The sequence below is a fragment of the Staphylococcus sp. AC872 genome (assembly GCF_979255425.1).
Genome location: NZ_CEEDKW010000002.1, coordinates 554,143 through 574,060, shown reverse-complemented (window position 1 = coordinate 574,060; position 19,918 = coordinate 554,143). Strand labels below are relative to the sequence as shown.

Below are 19,918 nucleotides of genomic sequence, written 5' to 3'. Positions count from 1 at the left end.
CGATTCAATCTAATCATTGAATCGACTTGCTTTTTACTTTATTTATTGTGCTTTGTAACCAATCATATTGATTAAATCTTTAGGATGACTATATGGTGGAGCGTAAGCAACTTCGAATTCTGTTAATTCATCAACTGTTATATTATTTTGCATCGCCATTGATAAAACATCAATTCGTTTATCTACGCCTTCTTGACCAACTGCAGCTGCACGTATGATTACTCTTGTTTCTTCATCATAATAAACTCTTAAATGTAAGGGTGTATTACCTGGGTAATAACCTGCATGTGCACCTTGCTTCGTTTCAACCATTTTATAATTAAAGTGAGATAACTCATCAGGTTTGACGCCAACACTAGCAAATGTATAATTAAAGAATTTTACAATATTTGCGCCAAGATAACCTTTAAATTTGATATTGCTTTTTCCAACAAGTTGTTCTGCGATTATACTGGCAGCACGATGAGCACCCCAAGCAAGAGGTACATTAGCTTTTAAGTCAACATGTCTATAATGGGATGAGATTACATCGCCTAATGCATAGATATTATGAATATTTGTTTGGAAATAATCATTAACCGGTATAAAACCCTTGTCATCAATTTGGATATTAGATGACTTAATAAATTCAGAATTAGGTTTTGTACCGATACCTTCAATGATGATATCGAACTGTTCTTTCTTACCAGATTTGAATGAAACGTCATGACCATTGATATCAGTGATTTCTTCATTTAAACGATACTCAATATGTTTTTCTTCTAGTTCTTCAAAGATAGGTTGATTCATATCTTGATCCATTAATTTATTTACTTGTTCGGAGCGATGAATAAGTGTGATATCTAATCCACGTTGATATAAATTTTCAAGTACTTCAAGCGAAATATAGCCGGCACCTACAATAAGTGCTTTATGAACGTCATGAGTATCAATATATTCATTAATTGCATCAGTATCTTCTAAATTTCTTAAAGTAAAGGCCATGTCAGTATTAAAGTTAAGTCGATTGGCACTGCAACCAGGACTAAGTATTAAATAATCATAGTGTTCTTCAAATGTTTCGTCACTAGTTCTATTTTTCACAGTAACAGTTTGACGCGTATCATTAACTGCTATGACTTCATGATATGTTTTTACATTAATTTGCTTTTTATCATAAAAGGATTCAGGTGTATATGCTAAAACTTTCTCTCTTTCAGTGATTGTATCGCTCAAATAATAAGGTAAAGCACAATTTGCAAAGCTCATATCTCTATCTTTTTCAAATACAGTAATCTCACTACTTTGATCTAAACGTCTAATTTGGCTAGCACAAGTAGCACCACCTGCTACAGCACCAACTACAACAATTTTACTCATTTGACAACCTCCTTATATCATAAAAATGCTGAGATAGTATCGTGTCACCATCTCAGATTGATTTAACATCTCGTTCTATGAATAATAACGGATATTTAAATTAAAGAAGTCATTTAAATATCTACCAATACCATCATCGTTGTTACTAAATGTAGTTTCATTTGCTATATCTTTTAGTTCTTGTAAACCATTATCCATAGCAACACCATGTTGTGCGTATTTAATCATTTCAATATCATTATCTTCGTCACCGAAAACAATAATATGTTGTGGATCAATATTTAAAAACTGTCTGACTTGTTCAATACCACGCGCTTTATTAATGCCACGTTTAACGATTTCTATCACTGGGAAAGGCGCGCCCCAACGACGATGTTCTATATTTTCAGCATAAAAATGAGTTAATTTATCTTTTATTTCTGGAATTTTACTTTCTTCTGCTTCTACTAAAAGTGATGTAGGTGCTTCATTAAGTTGTTCAAGTAAGTTACCAGTTTGTATTCTCGGATTCCCCATAGAGAACCCTTCAAATAAGCGTGGATCATGATTATTGATAAAAACATAATCTTTTACTTCTGCAATGATATTAGTCACTTGAAATTGTTGTAACTTTTCAATGATATTTTTTGACATATCAATGTCTAATACTTCATGTATTGTTTTGAATTCATCAGATTTAGGATGATGTACATAAGCACCATTAAAATTCACAACCGGTGTATCCATGTTTAACTCATGATAATATATTTGGCTCGCTCGATAAGGACGTCCAGTCGCTATCATAATGGAGTGACCACGTTGTTGTAATTCAGTTAACACTTGTTTCGTATAATTCGAAATTTCTTTATTATCATTTAATAATGTTCCATCTAAGTCTAAGCAAATTAAATAAGGTTGCATAAATATCTCCTTATGTCGTTTTAATATATTGTAGTTGTATCATAGCATTTTATTGGCGTTTTGTCGGATATTTGATATATTAGTATAAAGATAAATATAGAGAGGTGATACTAATGGAAGAGGCGTTAAAAGATAGTATCCTAGGGGCTCTAGAAATGGTAATCGACCCTGAATTAGGCATTGATATTGTTAATTTAGGTTTAGTATATAAAGTTGATGTGGATGATGAAGGACTTTGTACTGTTGAGATGACATTAACTTCTATGGGTTGTCCTTTAGGACCGCAAATTATCGAACAAATTAAAACTGTTTTAGCAGAGATTCCAGAAATTCAAGATACTGAAGTAAACATTGTATGGAGTCCACCATGGAATAAAGACATGATGTCTAGATATGCAAAAATTGCACTAGGCGTTGGATAATCTTTATGACAAAGAATAAGAATGGTCATGTAGTTTAATGCACGAATCGTGTATAGGATACTATGTGCCATTCTTTTTTATTTTTGAGACGTATGGCCATTCATATATAAGTCAAAATCTAACGTATTATTCCTAAATATAAAAAAATTCTTTGGAAAATTATCAGAAAAACAAATCGTCATTAAAAATATAGTATTCATTTAGTATTTAAATTGAATTTATATTACGATTGTATTACAATATTTAAGACTGATTGTAACTAGAACACAATAAATTTAAGTTGTGAATAAATTGTCAGAAGAGTAATCTTAGTCAATCTTTACAGATTATTAAAGTTAAATCTGTTTTGAAAATATTGATTTATACATTTTGTTAGACATACATATCTCTTTTAACTTAAGACTCGAATGACGTATTTATACAGATTAATCATATTATTAATAAATCTGTTTTAAACGAAATTCGAAATGACTCTATGGGGAAGAAAGTGAAATATGGAAAAGGAATATAAAAGAACTAAAACTAGGGGTAAGCGATTAAGATATATGCCTGGTTTAGATGGATTAAGGGCGATAGCCGTTATCGGCATTATCATTTACCATCTAAATAAGCAATGGTTGACAGGCGGCTTTTTGGGTGTAGATACATTTTTTGTAATTTCAGGTTATTTAATCACAAGTTTATTATTAAAAGAGTATGAAGAAACGGGTATCATTAATTTAAAGAATTTCTGGTTACGTCGATTAAAGCGTCTAGTACCAGCAGTATTAGTTTTATTATTAGTAGTAGGTATAGCCACATTACTATTCAAATCTGAAGATATAGTTAGAGTGAAACATGATATTATAGCTGCTATATTCTATGTATCAAATTGGTGGTATATAGCTAAAGATGTTAACTACTTTGAACAGTTCTCATTCATGCCATTAAAACATCTTTGGTCGTTAGCGATAGAGGAACAATTTTATTTATTTTTCCCTGTCGTTTTAATTACATTATTGCTAACTATAAAGAAATATCGCAATATTACATTAATTTTTTGGATTATTTCATTATTATCACTCATGCTAATGATTGTGATTTCACAACCACATCTTAATCATTCTAGAGTGTATTTTGGAACTGATACGAGACTACAAACATTATTATTAGGTGTGATTTTAGCTTTCTTATGGCCACCATTTAAGCTAAAGGCTGAACCACCTAAAGTGTTACAGCGAGCGATAGACGGCGTAGGATTATTTGGACTGGCCTTTTTAATCTTATTGTTCTTTACAGTTCAAGATGAAAGCGACTGGATATATGATGGTGGATTTTATATTATTTCTGCTATGACGTTGTTGATAATCGCAAGTGTTGTTCATCCATCTACATTAGTATCGAAGTTATTAGGTAATCCATTATTTGTTTATATCGGTAAACGTTCATATAGTTTATATTTATGGCATTTCCCTATTATTAGCTTTGTACATAGTCATTTTATTGCAGGTCAAATTCCATTCTATGTTTACATTGTGGATATTATTTTAACAGTATTATGTGCTGAAGCTTCTTATAGATATATCGAAACACCATTTAGAAAAGAAGGTTTAAAGGCATTTACGTTGAAACGTAAATACAAACCTGCACTTATAAGAACGATTGCAATTATGATATGTATCATTCCATTTGCATTTATTATGGGTGGTGCGTTTGATGGTTTAGGAAAAGATAAAATCGATCAAAAATCAAATTCATTTAATACTGATTTAGAAGATAAATATTTAATAAGAATGATTCCAATAGATAAAATTGGCCAAAAAAATAGTAAGGACACAGATGTGTATACTGATATTAGTCCATTGTTAATCGGTGATTCGGTAATGGTAGATATTGGTGAGAACTTTAAAGATAGGGTACCTAAAGCTAAAATTGATGGTAAGGTTGGTCGTAATTTGTATCAAGCTATTCCACTAGTAGAAGCTAATTATAAACAATATAATAAAAAAACAGACCAAGTTATTTTAGAATTAGGTACTAATGGAGATTTTAATAAAAAGCAACTTGATGATTTAATTAATAAATTTGGAGATGCGCAAGTATATTTGGTCAATACTAGAGTACCAAGAGGGTACGAGGATCATGTCAATAAACTAATGGCAGATGCAGCTAAAGAAAAAAGTAATGTAACATTAATCGATTGGTATAAAAGATCAGAAGGACATACAGAATACTTTGCGCCAGATGGCATACATTTAGAACATAGTGGTGTAGAAGCCTTAACAGATGAAATTTTAAGTAAGATTAAAAAGAAATAATCATCCAACAAATTAATAAATCAAACTAATCATACGTGTTTGACTTTACTAAAATATATTGAATGGTGAATAAATTTATAAAGAAAGCCCGAGATAAATAGATATCTCGGGTTATTTTCTATTATTTAACGAAACAGTTAAATATAGTTATTAATGCTTTGTTTGTTGTTTGAATTATTGGGAAATAGAATAATAAAAGGTTTGATTCATCACATTTGATATTAAAAATAAACCTAAAAAATATTACAAAAAACAAGCTTAAGTTGTTGATAATTTATTAGAAGGGGACTATAATATAGTTAAGGTCAAAGAAAGTCAAAGTTAAATCGAAATTTTTTTACCTTTGACCGACTCTAAAATAATAGAGGTGAAAACAATTGGATATCAATAAAATGACATATGCTATACAAGGTTCATTACAAAGAGCCATTGAGTATAGTAAAGAATTTGAATTACAAAATATCGAAATTGAAGCAATTTTAAAAGCGACATTAAATGAAAGTGAAAGTTTAATTAAGAGTGTTCTAGAACGTGCAAATATTGATGTAGAAGAACTAGAAAAAGCTTATGATAATAAATTAAAAGCTTATCCAACTGTACAAGGAGATAATGTACAGTATGGTCAATATATAAGTGCAAAAGCGAATGAATTGATGAATAAATCTGAAACATATATGAATGAATATGATGATGAATTTATTTCAATGGAACATGTACTTCGTGCAGCAATGGACATTGATCAAACTACACAAAACTTTATAGGTAATAAAACTGAAGTGGTTAAAGAAATTATTAATAAAATAAGAGGGGGAAATCATGTGACTAGTCAGAACCCAGAAGTAAATTATGAAGCATTAGAAAAATATGGACGTGACTTAGTAGAAGAGGTACGTCAAGGTAAAATGGATCCGGTCATTGGCCGTGATGAAGAAATTCGTAACACAATTCGTATATTAAGTCGTAAAACAAAAAACAATCCAGTGCTAATTGGTGAACCAGGTGTTGGTAAAACAGCGATTGTCGAAGGATTAGCACAACGTATTGTTAAAAAGGACGTACCGGAATCATTATTAGATAAAACCATTTTCGAACTTGATTTAAGTGCATTGGTTGCAGGTGCCAAATTTAGAGGTGAATTCGAAGAGCGCTTAAAAGCAGTACTTAAAGAAGTTAAGGAATCTGATGGTAGAATTATATTATTTATAGATGAAATTCATATGTTAGTAGGTGCTGGTAAAACAGATGGCGCAATGGATGCCGGAAATATGTTGAAACCAATGTTAGCACGTGGTGAATTACATTGTATTGGTGCTACAACATTAAATGAATATAGAGAATATATCGAAAAAGATTCAGCTTTAGAACGTCGTTTCCAAAAAGTGGGTGTCAGTGAACCTGATGTAGAAGATACAATATCTATTCTACGTGGCTTGAAAGAGCGCTATGAAGTGTATCATGGTGTACGTATTCAAGACCGTGCATTAGTTGCAGCAGCAGAACTTTCCGACAGATATATTACTGATAGATTTTTACCTGATAAAGCCATTGACTTGGTTGACCAAGCATGTGCCACTATACGTACTGAAATGGGTTCAAATCCAACTGAATTAGACCAAGTTAATCGACGTGTAATGCAATTAGAAATTGAAGAAAGTGCATTGAAAAATGAATCTGACAACGCTAGTAAACAACGTTTAGAAGAACTTCAAGAAGAATTATCAAATGAAAAAGAAAAACAAGCGTCATTACAATCACGTGTAGAACAAGAAAAAGAAAAAATTGCGAAACTACAAGAAAAACGTGCAGAATTAGATGAAAGTAGAAAAGCTTTAGAAGACGCACAAACTAATAATAATCTAGAAAAAGCAGCAGAATTACAATATGGTAAAATACCTCAATTAGAAAAAGAATTAAAAGAATTAGAAGACGTTTTCCAAGATGAACAAGGCGAAGATAATGATAGAATGATTCGTGAAATTGTATCTGATGAAGAAATTGGTGATATCGTTAGTCAATGGACTGGTATCCCAGTTTCTAAATTAGTTGAAACAGAAAGAGAAAAATTACTTCATTTAGGTGACATTCTTCATAAACGTGTGGTTGGACAAGATAAAGCTGTAGACTTAGTATCAGACGCAGTTGTACGTGCAAGAGCAGGTATTAAAGATCCGAATAGACCTATCGGTAGTTTCCTATTCTTAGGACCTACAGGTGTAGGTAAAACAGAATTAGCTAAATCATTAGCAGCGTCATTATTTGATTCTGAAAAACATATGATACGCATTGACATGAGTGAGTACATGGAGAAACATACAGTGTCTAGATTAATTGGTGCCCCTCCAGGCTATGTAGGTCATGATGAAGGTGGTCAATTAACTGAAGCAGTTAGAAGAAATCCTTATTCAGTCATCTTACTTGATGAAGTAGAGAAAGCGCATAGCGATGTGTTCAATGTGTTACTTCAAATATTAGATGAAGGTCGATTGACTGATTCTAAAGGTAGAAGTGTGGACTTTAAAAATACAATTATTATCATGACTAGTAATATCGGTTCACAAGTCCTATTAGAACAAGTTTCAGAAACAGGAGATATAAGTGAATCAACTGAAAAAGCGGTCATGGATAGTTTGCATGCTTACTTCAAACCTGAAATTTTAAACCGTATGGATGATATTGTGTTATTCAAACCATTATCAGTAAACGATATGAGTATGATTGTCGATAAAATATTAGGTCAATTGAATATGAGATTAGTTGATCAAAGAATTACCATTGAAGTAACTGACGAAGCGAAAAAATGGTTAGGTGAAGAAGCTTATGAACCTCAATTTGGTGCACGTCCATTGAAACGATTTGTACAAAGACAAATTGAGACACCATTAGCTCGTATGATGATTAAAGAAAACTTACCAGAAGGTACTAAAATAAATGTAGATCTTAATAATGATAACGAATTAACATTTGACGTGACTAAACCAGAATAATCGTGTTAATTCACAACAAACAACAGGCTAGAAGAGCAATTCTAGCCTGTTGTTTTGTTTGTATTGGAAGATAAACAAAACAAAGCTGGTAGCGACTATTTTAAAGTGCGCTACCAGCTTTTTGTAATTAATAACAAATGCCTCATTGTTACTAGAAATGACCATTTGTTTAATATTTATTATTCGTATTGTTCTGACGTGCTTTTTGGACTTATAGTAGCAGCTAAGATAGCAACTGCTACAGTAAAGATAACAGCCATGATGATTGGTGATACGACGTTTAACGCACCGCCACCATTTAAACTATTCAATACGAAATTGACCATTTGTAACAAGACTAATGCCCAAATAAATGTCATGAGGTATTTCATTGTATGTGACCTCCAATATAATATATACCTTTATTTTAATAGAAAAATACATGTTTGTATAGAGTGAATCAGAATGTAGTATGATATATAATCACTTTAACGATATATGATATCATTAATAAAATAATTATTGATTTCAGAGATATGGTTTGATTAGTATTAAGCAAATGCAAATATAGGTTATCATAATAGAATCAATACTTTACTTTGTTTATCAATTAAATGATAAATAAAAGTGATATGCTTGAGTTTAAAAACAGTAATATGTTAAATTAATACCTGGTATTAAAAATTTATTAAGAAGGTGTACAACCATGGATGTGGGTATTAAAGGTTTCGGAGCTTATGCTCCAGAAAATATTGTAGACAATGCCTATTTTGAACAATTTTTAGAAACATCAGATGAATGGATTTCTAAAATGACAGGAATCAAAGAAAGACATTGGGCAAATGAAGATCAAGATACTTCAGATTTAGCTTATGAAGCAAGTGTAAAAGCAATTAAAGATGCTGGTATTCAACCAGAAGATATAGATATGATTATTGTTGCGACAGCTACTGGAGATATGCCTTTTCCAAGTGTAGCGAATATATTACAAGAACGTTTAGGTACAGGTAAAGTGCCTACAATGGATCAACTTGCAGCATGTTCTGGATTTATGTATTCAATGATTACAGCTAAACAATATATTCAATCTGGAGATTATCACAATATTTTAGTTGTCGGTGCTGATAAATTATCTAAAATCACTGACTTAACAGATCGATCTACGGCTGTTTTATTCGGTGACGGTGCTGGAGCAGTTGTCATTGGCGAAGTATCAGAAGGTCGTGGTATTATTAGTTACGAAATGGGATCTGATGGAAGCGGTGGCAAATACTTATATTTAGATAAAGAAACTGGTAAATTAAAAATGAATGGACGAGAAGTATTTAAATTTGCAGTTAGAATTATGGGCGATGCGTCAACACGTGTTGTTGAAAAAGCAGGTTTAACTTCTGACGATATCGATTTATTTGTTCCTCATCAAGCTAATATAAGAATTATGGAATCAGCTCGTTTACGCTTAGGTATTGAACCAGAAAAAATGAGCGTATCTGTAAATAAATACGGTAATACATCTGCTGCATCAATACCATTAAGTATCAATCAAGAGCTTGAAAACGGTAAAATTAAAGATGACGATACTCTTGTCTTAGTAGGTTTCGGCGGAGGCCTGACTTGGGGTGCAATCGTTATCAAATGGGGAAAATAGGAGGATAACTAATGAGTGAAAATAATAGAGTTGTTATTACAGGTATCGGAGCCTTATCTCCAATCGGTAACGATGCTGAAACAACATGGCAGAATGCATTAAAAGGAGTTAATGGTATCGATACTATCACACGAATTGATACTGAAAATTATAATGTGCATCTGGCTGGTGAATTAAAAGATTTTAATATCGAAGACCACATTGATAAAAAAGAAGCACGTCGTATGGATAGATTTACTCAATATGCTGTGGTAGCGGCTAGAGAAGCGGTCAAAGATTCTCAATTAGATATCAAAGCTAATGCTAACCGTATTGGTGTATGGATTGGTTCTGGTATTGGCGGTATGGAAACATTTGAAACGGCGCATACACAATTGGTAGAACGTGGACCAAGACGTGTCAGCCCATTCTTTGTACCAATGTTAATTCCTGATATGGCTACAGGCCAAGTATCTATTGATTTAGGTGCTAAAGGACCAAGTGGTTCAACTGTTACAGCATGTGCAACAGGTACTAACTCAATTGGTGAAGCATTTAAGATTATCCAACGTGGTGATGCAGATGCAATGATTACTGGTGGTACTGAAGCACCGATTTCTCATATGGCTATTGCAGGATTTAGTGCAAGCCGTGCATTATCTACAAATAATGACAAAGAGACGGCATGTCGTCCATTCCAAGAAGGTAGAGATGGATTTGTTATGGGTGAAGGTGCAGGTATTGTGGTTGTAGAATCACTAGAATCTGCAAAAGCACGTGGTGCCAAAATTTATGCTGAAATTGTTGGTTACGGTACAACAGGCGATGCTTATCACATTACTGCACCAGCACCTGAAGGTGAAGGTGGTTCTAGAGCAATGCAAGCTGCATTAGATGATGCAGGTATTGAAGCAAAAGATATTCAATATTTAAATGCTCACGGTACAAGTACACCAGTAGGTGATTTATATGAAGTACAAGCCATTAAGAATACATTTGGCGATGCAGTCAATAATTTAAAAGTAAGTTCTACTAAATCAATGACTGGTCATTTATTAGGTGCTACTGGTGGTATTGAGGCAATCTTCTCTGCACTTTCAATTAGAGATTCAAAAATTGCACCAACGATTCACGCTGAAACACCAGACCCAGAATGTGATATAGATTATGTTCCGAATGAAGCACAAGACTTAGACATTACTCATGCAATGAGTAATAGTTTAGGATTCGGCGGACATAATGCAGTATTGATATTCAAAAAATTTGAAGATTAATAAATATAAAGCGCAAGTGTGAATTACATCGCACTTGCGCTTTTTTACATATTGAACGAAATAATTATTGTGATTAACACTAAAACTAAATGTATAAGCAGGTTAGGGAACACCCATGAGGAAATCATGTAGTGTTCTTTTTTGACGTGTTGAGGATTTAAAAAGCTATCATCTTCCATGCTACGTTTTCTTGAAGTAGAGGACATTTGATATTTTAAACGTCTAAATCCATAGCTTGTTACATCGAAGATACCTTCTTGAACTAATAAAATAATAAATAATATGATGAAAATCACTAATGAAACATAAAATAAGACATTGATGTACTCGACCCATGTATGTTTGGTCCATAACCAAAAAATAAAAGAAATAAATAGAGTTATTAGTAATGGATAGAGATAAAATTTAATTAATTTCAATAACATCACTCCGTATCGTATTGGTTTTAGTTTACAATAATCAACTTATTCTGAAAACAAAAAAATTCTATTTTATAAAATGATTGCTTTATTGCATTAACGCAAAACTATATTGATTTTGCATGTAAGTTATATATATAATACTAATAAAGTATTCTGAATATTTTGAAGGGATTGTCAATTGTGAAAAATAAATGGGGGGATTAGATGGGAAAATACATCCTTAAAAGATTAGGTTATATGTTTTTATCATTATTCATCATTATTACAATCACATTTTTCTTGATGAAAATGATGCCAGGTTCACCATTTAATGATGCAAAATTAAATGCTGATCAAAAAGCGATATTAAATGAGAAATATGGGTTAAATGACCCCGTCGCAGTACAGTACGTACATTATCTAAAAAATGTTGTGACAGGCGATTTTGGTTATTCATTCCAATACCATAATCAACCGGTATGGGAATTGATTAAGCCAAGATTAATACCATCATTTGAAATGGGATTAACGGCAATGATTATTGGTATTATCGTTGGACTCATTTTAGGAATTGCTGCAGCTACGAAACAAAATACCTGGGTAGATTACACAACGACTGTAATTTCAGTTATTGCAGTGTCTGTACCATCATTCGTATTAGCAGTTTTATTACAATATGTGTTTGCAGTACGTTTAAGATGGTTCCCAGTTGCAGGATGGGAAGGATTTTCTACAGCAGTGTTACCTTCACTCGCTTTATCTGCAGTAGTATTAGCAACAGTAGCCCGATACATACGAGCTGAAATGATTGAAGTATTAAGTTCAGATTATATTTTATTAGCACGAGCAAAAGGTAATTCAACGATGAGAGTGTTGTTCGGTCATGCGTTAAGAAACGCTTTGATACCCATCATTACGATATTAGTGCCAATGTTAGCAGGTATTTTAACTGGGACACTTACCATTGAGAATATCTTCGGAGTACCTGGATTAGGGGATCAATTCGTACGTTCGATTACTACAAACGATTTCTCAGTCATCATGGCGACAACGATTTTATTTAGTACATTATTTATCGTATCTATTTTTATCGTAGATATCTTATACGGCATTATAGATCCTAGAATTCGTGTTCAAGGAGGTAAAAAGTAATGACAGATAAAAGAAAGGATAAAGATTACTCAAATGCAACAATGTCACATACCTCTGAAGGGGCAATTTCTACGGATTTTGTATTAAGAGAATTAGATTTAAATCAAGAGCCAGAGCTACAACGTGAAAGTAAAAACTTCTGGCAAGATGCGTGGGCGCAATTAAAAAGTAATAAACTAGCTGTTGTTGGTATGATTGGACTCATTTTAATTGTGTTATTCGCATTTATTGGACCTTTAATGAATAACAGAGATTATGCAGAGCAAAATGTTGAACATCGAAATTTACCAGCTAAAATACCAGTGTTAGATAAAGTACCATTTTTACCATTTGATGGTAAGGGAACGGATGGTAAAGATGCATATAAAGAAGCACACGCCAAGGAAAACTATTGGTTTGGAACTGATCAATTAGGTCGTGACTTGTGGACAAGAACATGGAAAGGAACACAGATTTCACTATTCATTGGTATCGTTGCAGCGATATTAGATATTTTTATTGGTGTGACTTATGGTGCTATTTCAGGTTTCTTTGGTGGTCGAATTGATAATGTCATGCAAAGAATCCTAGAAGTTATTGCTTCAATTCCTAATCTAATTGTCGTTATTCTCTTTGTATTAATTTTTGAACCTTCGATTTGGACTATTATTATAGCGATGTCCATCACAGGTTGGTTAGGTATGAGTCGTGTTGTTAGAGGTGAATTCTTAAAATTAAAGAACCAAGAATTTGTACTCGCTTCTCAAACTTTAGGTGCATCAAAATTCAAACTTATATTCAAACATATTTTGCCTAATACATTAGGTGCAATTGTTGTTACATCTATGTTTACAGTACCAAGTGCTATTTTCTTTGAAGCATTTTTAAGTTTTATTGGTATTGGTGTACCAGCACCACAAACATCTTTAGGATCACTCGTCAACGATGGACGTGCAATGTTATTAATTCATCCACATGAATTATTTATACCAGCAATCATTTTAAGTTTATTAATCTTATTTTTCTATCTATTCAGTGATGGATTACGTGATGCATTCGATCCGAAGATGCGTAAATAAAGGAGGGGCATGTATATGACAGAGAGAATTTTAGAAGTCAACGACTTGCATGTTTCATTTGATATTTCTGCAGGTGAAGTTCAAGCTGTCCGAGGCGTAGACTTTTACCTGAATAAAGGAGAAACATTAGCAATTGTTGGAGAATCAGGTTCAGGTAAATCAGTTACGACTAAGGCAATCACAAAGTTATTCCAAGGGGATGCAGGTCGTATTAAACAGGGAGAAATTAACTTTTTAGGGGAAAATCTTGCGAATAAAAGTGAAAAAGAATTAATTAAATTACGAGGTAGAGATATCTCAATGATATTTCAAGATCCAATGACATCTTTAAACCCAACGATGCAAATTGGCAAACAAGTTATGGAACCATTAATTAAACATAAAAATCTAAGTAAATCTGAAGCTAAACAACGCGCATTAGAAATTTTAAATCTAGTTGGATTGCCAAACGCTGAAAAGCGTTTTAAAGCATACCCACATCAATTTTCAGGTGGTCAAAGACAAAGAATTGTTATCGCAACAGCACTAGCATGTGAACCCAAAGTATTAATCGCTGACGAACCGACGACAGCACTTGATGTAACAATGCAAGCTCAAATATTAGATTTGATGAAGGAACTTCAACAGAAAATTAATACTTCAATTATTTTTATTACACATGATTTAGGTGTCGTAGCAAATATTGCTGATAGAGTAGCCGTTATGTATGGCGGACAAATGGTTGAAACAGGTAATGTTGATGAAATATTTTATGGTCCGAAACATCCTTATACTTGGGGATTATTATCATCCATGCCAGATTTAACTACGAGTAATGATACAGACTTAATTGCAATTCCTGGAACACCACCAGATTTATTACATCCACCGGTAGGAGATGCATTTGCTAGACGAAGTCAGTATGCATTAGATATTGATTTTAAAGAAGAAGCACCGTGGTTTAAAGTATCGCCTACTCATTTTGTTAAGTCATGGTTATTAGATGAAAGAGCACCCAAAGTTGAACCACCATTAGCAGTTCAAAAGCGCTTTAAAACATTACCTAACCAATATGAACAACCCATCAAAGTAGAGAGGGTGGCGTTTAATGATTAACCAAAAAAAGAAATTAGTAGAAGTGAAACATTTAAAACAATATTTTAACCAAGGTAAAAAGAACGAAGTTAGAGCAATTGAAGATATTTCGTTTGATATTTATAAAGGTGAAACTTTAGGTTTAGTTGGAGAATCAGGTTGTGGTAAATCAACTACAGGTAAAGCTATCATTAAATTAAATGATATTACTAGTGGAGAAATTATTTATGATGGTACGGATATACATAATATTCGTAAACGCCAAGATATGTTGAAATTCAACAAGAAGATTCAAATGATCTTTCAAGATCCCTATGCGTCTTTAAACCCACGTCTAAAAGTGATGGACATTGTTGGAGAAGGCATAGATATTCATCATTTAGCCACTGATAAACGTAATCGTAAGAAGCGTGTATATGATGCATTAGAAACAGTAGGGTTAAGTAAGGAACATGCGAACCGTTATCCTCATGAATTTTCAGGTGGACAACGTCAACGTATAGGTATAGCAAGGGCATTAGCAGTAGAACCAGAATTTATTATTGCTGATGAGCCGATTTCAGCATTAGACGTTTCCATACAAGCACAAGTCGTCAATATAATGTTACGACTACAAAGAGAAAAAGGGATTACGTTCTTATTTATTGCACATGATTTATCAATGGTTAAATATATTTCAGACAGAATAGCTGTGATGCATTTTGGAAAAATTGTTGAACTCGGACCTGCAGATGATATATATAATCATCCTTTACATGACTATACGAAGTCATTATTATCAGCGATTCCTCAACCTGATCCAGACGTTGAAAGACAAAGAAAACGGATTACATATGAAGCAAGCAATGCAGATGATCAAAATAGACAATTGCACGAGATTCGACCAGAACACTTTGTCTTTGCAACTGAAGCGGAAGCAGAAAAATTAAAACAGCATGTTAATACAGCAGGATAATCAAAGGGAGGGGGATACGTATGAGAAAATGGATAACACTGATTGCGATTTTTATCATTTCATTAAGCACCTTATCAGGTTGCAGTAACAGTAAAAGTTTATATTCAGATGAAGGTCAAGTATTTAGAAAAGTTATACCACAAGATATGACGACTTTAGATACGACATTGATTACTGAAGCTGTATCAGGTGATATTGCGGGTCAAGCATTTGAAGGGCTATATACAATGGATAAACATGATAAAGCAGAGCCAGCTGTTGCAACATCATTACCTAAGAAAAGTAATGATGGAAAAACACTAACTATTAATTTAAGAAAAGACGCAAAATGGAGTAATGGAGATCCAGTTACTGCGAATGACTTTGTTTTTGCTTGGAGAAAAGTAGTAGACCCTAAAACAGGTTCAGAATTTGCGTATATTATGAGCGATATTAAAAATGCCGATCAAGTTAATGCTGGTAAAAAGCCGGTTAAGGATTTAGGTATCAAAGCACTAAATAAATATAAACTACAAGTTAAATTGGAAAGACCGGTGCCATATATCAATGAGTTGTTGGCATTAAATACATTTGATCCTCAAAATGAAAAAGTGGCTAAAAAATATGGCAAAGCATATGGTACTACTGCTGATAAAGCAGTTTACAATGGACCATTCAAAGTAGTGAACTGGCAAGTTGAAGATAAAATCCAATTAGTAAAGAATAAAGATTACTGGGATAAAAAACATGTAAAACTAGATAAGGTTCAATATAAAGTGTTAAAAGATGGACAGGCAGGTACGTCCCTTTACGAAACTAATTCAGTTGACGATACCTTAGTTTCTTCAGAACAAGCGGATAAATATAAAGATTCTCCATCTTTTAATAAGCGTTTAACAGCAGGAACATTTTTCATTAAAATGAATCAAAAAAATAAGCCGGAATTTAAAAATAAGAATTTGAGAAAGGCTATTGCAAAATCTATTGATAAGGAAACTTATGTAAATTCAACACTTAATAATGGCTCTACGGTATCTAATAAATTTACTGCAACTGGGACAGCTAAGACGCCTGAGGGTAAAGATTTTGCTAGTACAGTGAAATCACCATTAAATTTTGACAAAAAAGGTGCAAAAAATAATTGGAAAAAAGCGCAAAAAGAATTAGGTAAGAAAAATGTAACATTTACTTTAAATGTAGAAGATACTCCGGGAGCAAAAATTTCTGCTGAATATATAAAATCTCAAATTGAAAATAATTTGCCTGGCGTAGAAATGAAAGTCAAACAAATGCCTTTCAAACAAAAAACCAACCTAGAACTTGCAGGTGACTTTGAGGCAACATATTCAGGTTGGGTACCAGATTATCCAGATCCAACGGCTTTTTTACAAATAATGACTACAGGAAATCCGCAAAACAACACTGACTGGAGTAACAAAGAATACGATAAGCTAATAAAAGATGCCAATGGTAAATTGCTTCAAAATGAAGATGAAAGAAATGCAACACTTCAAAAAGCAGAAGAAATTTTACTAAATGATGCACCTGTTGCACCAATTTATCAAAAAGGAGAGGCGCATTTAACAAATCCTCAAGTAAAAGGATTGGTATACCATAAGGTAGGTCCAGATACTACATTAAAAGATGTATATATCGATAAATCGATTGATAGAGAAACTGGTAAAAAGAAAAAATAATATAATAAAAAAGCACTGAGGTTGTGTAACCTCAGTGCTTTTTCGTATAGTGAATCGATTATCTTTTACGGCCAAGACCCATAGCTTTTTCCATTTTTTTCAATGTTTTAAATGAGGCTTGATGTGCCTTTTCTCTACCTTTATCTAAAATATCATCTAGTTCATCAGAGTTATAAAATGCGTCGTATTTTTCTTGGAAGTCAACTAGGAATGATTTAACTATTTCAGCTAAATCACCTTTGAATTTTCCGTAACCTTCTCCCTCATATTTCGCTTCGATATCTTTAATAGGTTCGTTAGTTAAACCAGAATAGATTGAAAGTAAATTAGAAACCCCTGGTTTATTATCACGGTCAAACTTAATAATACCATCTGAATCAGTAACAGCACTTTTAATTTTTTTAGCTGCTACATTTGGTTCGTCTAATAATGAAATGAAGTTCTTTTGATTATCATCACTTTTACTCATCTTTTTAGTAGGGTCTTGTAAACTCATCACACGACCACCTACTTTTGGCATACGGATTTCTGGTTTAATTAATACGTCATTATAACGACTATTAAATCTATCTACCAAATTACGTGTCAATTCCATATGTTGTTTTTGATCTTCACCAACAGGAACAATATTAGTATTATAAATAACTATATCAGCTGCCATTAATGGTGGATAAGTAAGTAATCCAGCTGGGACGCCATCAGTTCGTTTTTGAGCTTTATCTTTAAATTGTGTCATACGTTCTAATTCACCAATTGAAGCTATTGTAGTGAGCATCCATCCTGCTTGAACATGTGCAGGGACTTCAGACTGAATGAATAGGGTAGATTTGTCAGGATCAATACCTGAAGCTAGATATATTGCTGCGAGTTGTCTAATTTGTTTGCGTAATTTCAAACGGTCTTGAGGTACAGTGATTGCATGTTGATCAACAATACAGAAGAAACAATCATAATCATTTTGTATTTCTTCAAATTGTTTTAATGCACCTATATAGTTACCAATTGTTGGTATACCGCTTGGTTGAATGCCTGAAAATAATGTTTCCATATTAGATGCCTACTTTCTCAAATATTATTTATCTCTCATTATAACAGTATTTCTTTAAATTGTAAGTTGTGTTAAAATGAATGTATATCTAAGTATTAAATAGTTTGTGAGATAATTTTGAATAATTTCAAGATTTCTCAGAAAAATTAGGATTTTCTCATTTAATTTTAATGTTAGATGGTTATAATATATATTGTAAGGTTAAGAAAGCAAATAACAATCATTTCTTTAATCTATAACTAATTTAAAATTAATGAATGAATCCATTTATAGGAGAGTGAGATGTATGGTAACATTATTTACTTCACCAAGTTGCACATCTTGCCGTAAAGCGAAAGCATGGTTACAAGAACATGACATTCCATATACGGAGCGTAACATTTTTTCTGAACATTTAACAATCGATGAAATTAAATTAATATTAAAAATGACTGAAGACGGAACTGATGAAATTATTTCTACTCGTTCTAAAACATACCAAAAATTGAATGTTGATATTGATTCTTTACCATTACAAGATTTATATTCAATTATTCAAGATAATCCAGGTTTATTACGTCGCCCAATCATTTTAGACGATAAACGTTTACAAGTAGGTTATAACGAGGATGAAATCAGACGTTTCTTACCAAGAAAAGTCCGTACGTTCCAATTACAAGAAGCTCAACGTTTGGTTGACTAATAACTTTAATAACTATGTGATTTTATCACTTTACTAAAAGATATTAAGACAACACTATTGTTAAATGGTGTTGTCTTTTGTGTATTTTTTAAAATAAATCATGAACAAATGCGCTGTTTTTTAGCATTAAAATAGGGAATATGTTAATATAAGAAGCCATCTTAAGAATAGTTAAATTTAATCAAACAAATAGATTGTAATTTGAGTCACGTTCTAATACAATATGGTTACTATTCATCGACTGTAAGGAGTGAGATGATATGAGAATAGAACGCGTTGATGATACAACAGTTAAATTGTTTATAACATATAGCGACATAGAAGCTCGTGGTTTTAGTCGTGAAGATTTATGGACTAACCGCAAACGCGGTGAAGAATTCTTCTGGTCAATGATGGATGAAATTAATGAAGAAGAAGATTTTGTCGTTGAAGGACCACTATGGATTCAAGTACATGCCTTTGAAAAGGGCGTGGAAGTGACTATTTCTAAGTCTAAAAATGAAGATGCCATGAATATGGCTGAAGATGGTAATTTTGATCAATTTGATGACCAAGTAAATGAACTTCTAGCTCAAACGCTTGAAAGCGAAGATAATATCGAAAATATATTTGAACAACGTAATCAACAAAAGAAAGCGCAACAAGAACAATCTCAAAGACAACGCAAACAAGCCAATATTCGTACAGTGATTGTAAAATTTGAGGATTTAGAACAAGTCATTAATTATGCATATCACAATAATCAAAGTGCTGATGAGTTTGAAGATTTACTTTATATGATTGACTCACAATATTACTATGCTATTCATTTTGATGACACGGTCGATCAAGAGACAATTAATGATAGTTATAGTCAATTATTAGAATTTGCATACCCAACTGATAAAACAGAAGTATATTTAAATGATTATGGTAAGATTATAATGAGCCATAACGTTACTTCACAAGTGCGTCGTTACTTTACTGACGCAACTGAATAAATTTAATAGATTGATAAACGAGACATGTGGATGTCTCGTTTTTTTATGGT

At 32.6% G+C, this 19,918-nt stretch carries 17 protein-coding genes; 12 read left to right on the top strand and 5 right to left on the bottom strand.

Annotated elements, in window-relative coordinates:
- Positions 1 to 42 precede the first annotated feature (42 nt).
- Positions 43 to 1,359: a CoA-disulfide reductase gene (locus tag ACZ267_RS05735; protein WP_002467063.1), complete on the bottom strand. Its 1,317-nt coding sequence runs from the start codon at positions 1,357 to 1,359 to the stop codon at positions 43 to 45.
- Between the two features lie 75 nt (positions 1,360 to 1,434).
- Positions 1,435 to 2,259 carry a Cof-type HAD-IIB family hydrolase gene (locus ACZ267_RS05730; RefSeq protein ID WP_079449054.1) on the bottom strand — a complete coding sequence of 275 codons (825 nt, stop codon included), beginning with the start codon at positions 2,257 to 2,259 and terminating at the stop codon, positions 1,435 to 1,437.
- Between the two features lie 113 nt (positions 2,260 to 2,372).
- Here ACZ267_RS05730 and ACZ267_RS05725 point away from each other — a divergent pair, with 113 nt between their 5' ends.
- The 3 genes from ACZ267_RS05725 to clpB all read left to right on the top strand — a co-directional run bounded on the left by ACZ267_RS05725 (position 2,373) and on the right by clpB (position 7,962).
- Positions 2,373 to 2,681, top strand: a complete 309-nt coding sequence (locus ACZ267_RS05725) for a metal-sulfur cluster assembly factor (protein ID WP_002450788.1) — start codon at positions 2,373 to 2,375, stop codon at positions 2,679 to 2,681.
- 494 nt (positions 2,682 to 3,175) lie between these two features.
- Positions 3,176 to 4,978, top strand: a complete 1,803-nt coding sequence (locus ACZ267_RS05720; protein ID WP_015365221.1) for an acyltransferase family protein — start codon at positions 3,176 to 3,178, stop codon at positions 4,976 to 4,978.
- Positions 4,979 to 5,355: 377 nt separating this feature from the next.
- On the top strand, positions 5,356 to 7,962 hold the full coding sequence (clpB, locus tag ACZ267_RS05715) for an ATP-dependent chaperone ClpB (protein ID WP_079449056.1): 2,607 nt from the start codon (positions 5,356 to 5,358) through the stop codon (positions 7,960 to 7,962).
- 179 nt (positions 7,963 to 8,141) lie between these two features.
- On the opposite strand, the gene ACZ267_RS05710 is transcribed toward clpB, so the two are convergent.
- A complete protein-coding gene (locus tag ACZ267_RS05710) occupies positions 8,142 to 8,333 on the bottom strand; it encodes a YjzD family protein (protein WP_002450785.1) in 192 nt (63 codons plus the stop codon).
- Positions 8,334 to 8,647: 314 nt separating this feature from the next.
- On the opposite strand from ACZ267_RS05710, the gene ACZ267_RS05705 reads away from it, so the two are divergent.
- Both ACZ267_RS05705 and fabF read left to right on the top strand, forming a co-directional pair.
- Positions 8,648 to 9,589 carry a beta-ketoacyl-ACP synthase III gene (locus tag ACZ267_RS05705; RefSeq protein WP_002450784.1) on the top strand — a complete coding sequence of 314 codons (942 nt, stop codon included), beginning with the start codon at positions 8,648 to 8,650 and terminating at the stop codon, positions 9,587 to 9,589.
- A gap of 11 nt (positions 9,590 to 9,600) precedes the next feature.
- Positions 9,601 to 10,842, top strand: coding sequence for a beta-ketoacyl-ACP synthase II (gene fabF / locus ACZ267_RS05700; RefSeq protein WP_002450783.1), 1,242 nt, complete (start codon positions 9,601 to 9,603; stop codon positions 10,840 to 10,842).
- 44 nt (positions 10,843 to 10,886) lie between these two features.
- Here the strand turns inward: fabF and ACZ267_RS05695 are convergent, their stop codons facing one another.
- Positions 10,887 to 11,267 (bottom strand): DUF3899 domain-containing protein, encoded by a 381-nt coding sequence (locus tag ACZ267_RS05695; RefSeq protein WP_031463933.1) that lies wholly within the window; start codon positions 11,265 to 11,267, stop codon positions 10,887 to 10,889.
- Between the two features lie 201 nt (positions 11,268 to 11,468).
- On the opposite strand from ACZ267_RS05695, the gene opp3b reads away from it, so the two are divergent.
- Genes opp3b through ACZ267_RS05670 form a run of 5 tightly spaced genes read left to right on the top strand, consistent with a single transcriptional unit; the run spans position 11,469 to position 17,158 of the window.
- Positions 11,469 to 12,395 carry an oligopeptide ABC transporter permease gene (gene opp3b / locus ACZ267_RS05690; RefSeq protein ID WP_002467196.1) on the top strand — a complete coding sequence of 309 codons (927 nt, stop codon included), beginning with the start codon at positions 11,469 to 11,471 and terminating at the stop codon, positions 12,393 to 12,395.
- The gene (opp3C, locus tag ACZ267_RS05685; RefSeq protein WP_002467195.1) at positions 12,395 to 13,453 is read left to right on the top strand and encodes an oligopeptide ABC transporter permease; all 1,059 of its coding nucleotides are present in this window, start codon (positions 12,395 to 12,397) and stop codon (positions 13,451 to 13,453) included. The genes opp3b and opp3C overlap by 1 nt, the downstream gene beginning before the upstream one ends.
- A gap of 15 nt (positions 13,454 to 13,468) precedes the next feature.
- On the top strand, positions 13,469 to 14,548 hold the full coding sequence (locus ACZ267_RS05680; protein WP_463680292.1) for an ABC transporter ATP-binding protein: 1,080 nt from the start codon (positions 13,469 to 13,471) through the stop codon (positions 14,546 to 14,548).
- Positions 14,541 to 15,482, top strand: a complete 942-nt coding sequence (locus ACZ267_RS05675) for an ABC transporter ATP-binding protein (RefSeq protein ID WP_015365219.1) — start codon at positions 14,541 to 14,543, stop codon at positions 15,480 to 15,482. The genes ACZ267_RS05680 and ACZ267_RS05675 overlap by 8 nt, the downstream gene beginning before the upstream one ends.
- Positions 15,483 to 15,502: 20 nt before the next feature.
- Positions 15,503 to 17,158, top strand: coding sequence for a peptide ABC transporter substrate-binding protein (locus tag ACZ267_RS05670; protein WP_047210699.1), 1,656 nt, complete (start codon positions 15,503 to 15,505; stop codon positions 17,156 to 17,158).
- Between the two features lie 58 nt (positions 17,159 to 17,216).
- Here ACZ267_RS05670 and trpS read toward each other — a convergent pair whose 3' ends face one another.
- On the bottom strand, positions 17,217 to 18,206 hold the full coding sequence (gene trpS, locus ACZ267_RS05665; RefSeq protein ID WP_002465641.1) for a tryptophan--tRNA ligase: 990 nt from the start codon (positions 18,204 to 18,206) through the stop codon (positions 17,217 to 17,219).
- 286 nt (positions 18,207 to 18,492) lie between these two features.
- Here trpS and spxA point away from each other — a divergent pair, with 286 nt between their 5' ends.
- Together spxA and mecA are read left to right on the top strand one after the other, a co-directional pair.
- Entirely contained in the window at positions 18,493 to 18,888 is a 396-nt protein-coding gene (gene spxA / locus ACZ267_RS05660; protein ID WP_002450775.1) for a transcriptional regulator SpxA, read from the top strand.
- A gap of 260 nt (positions 18,889 to 19,148) precedes the next feature.
- Positions 19,149 to 19,868 (top strand): adaptor protein MecA, encoded by a 720-nt coding sequence (gene mecA, locus ACZ267_RS05655; protein ID WP_002465643.1) that lies wholly within the window; start codon positions 19,149 to 19,151, stop codon positions 19,866 to 19,868.
- The last annotated feature ends 50 nt before the right edge of the window (positions 19,869 to 19,918 follow it).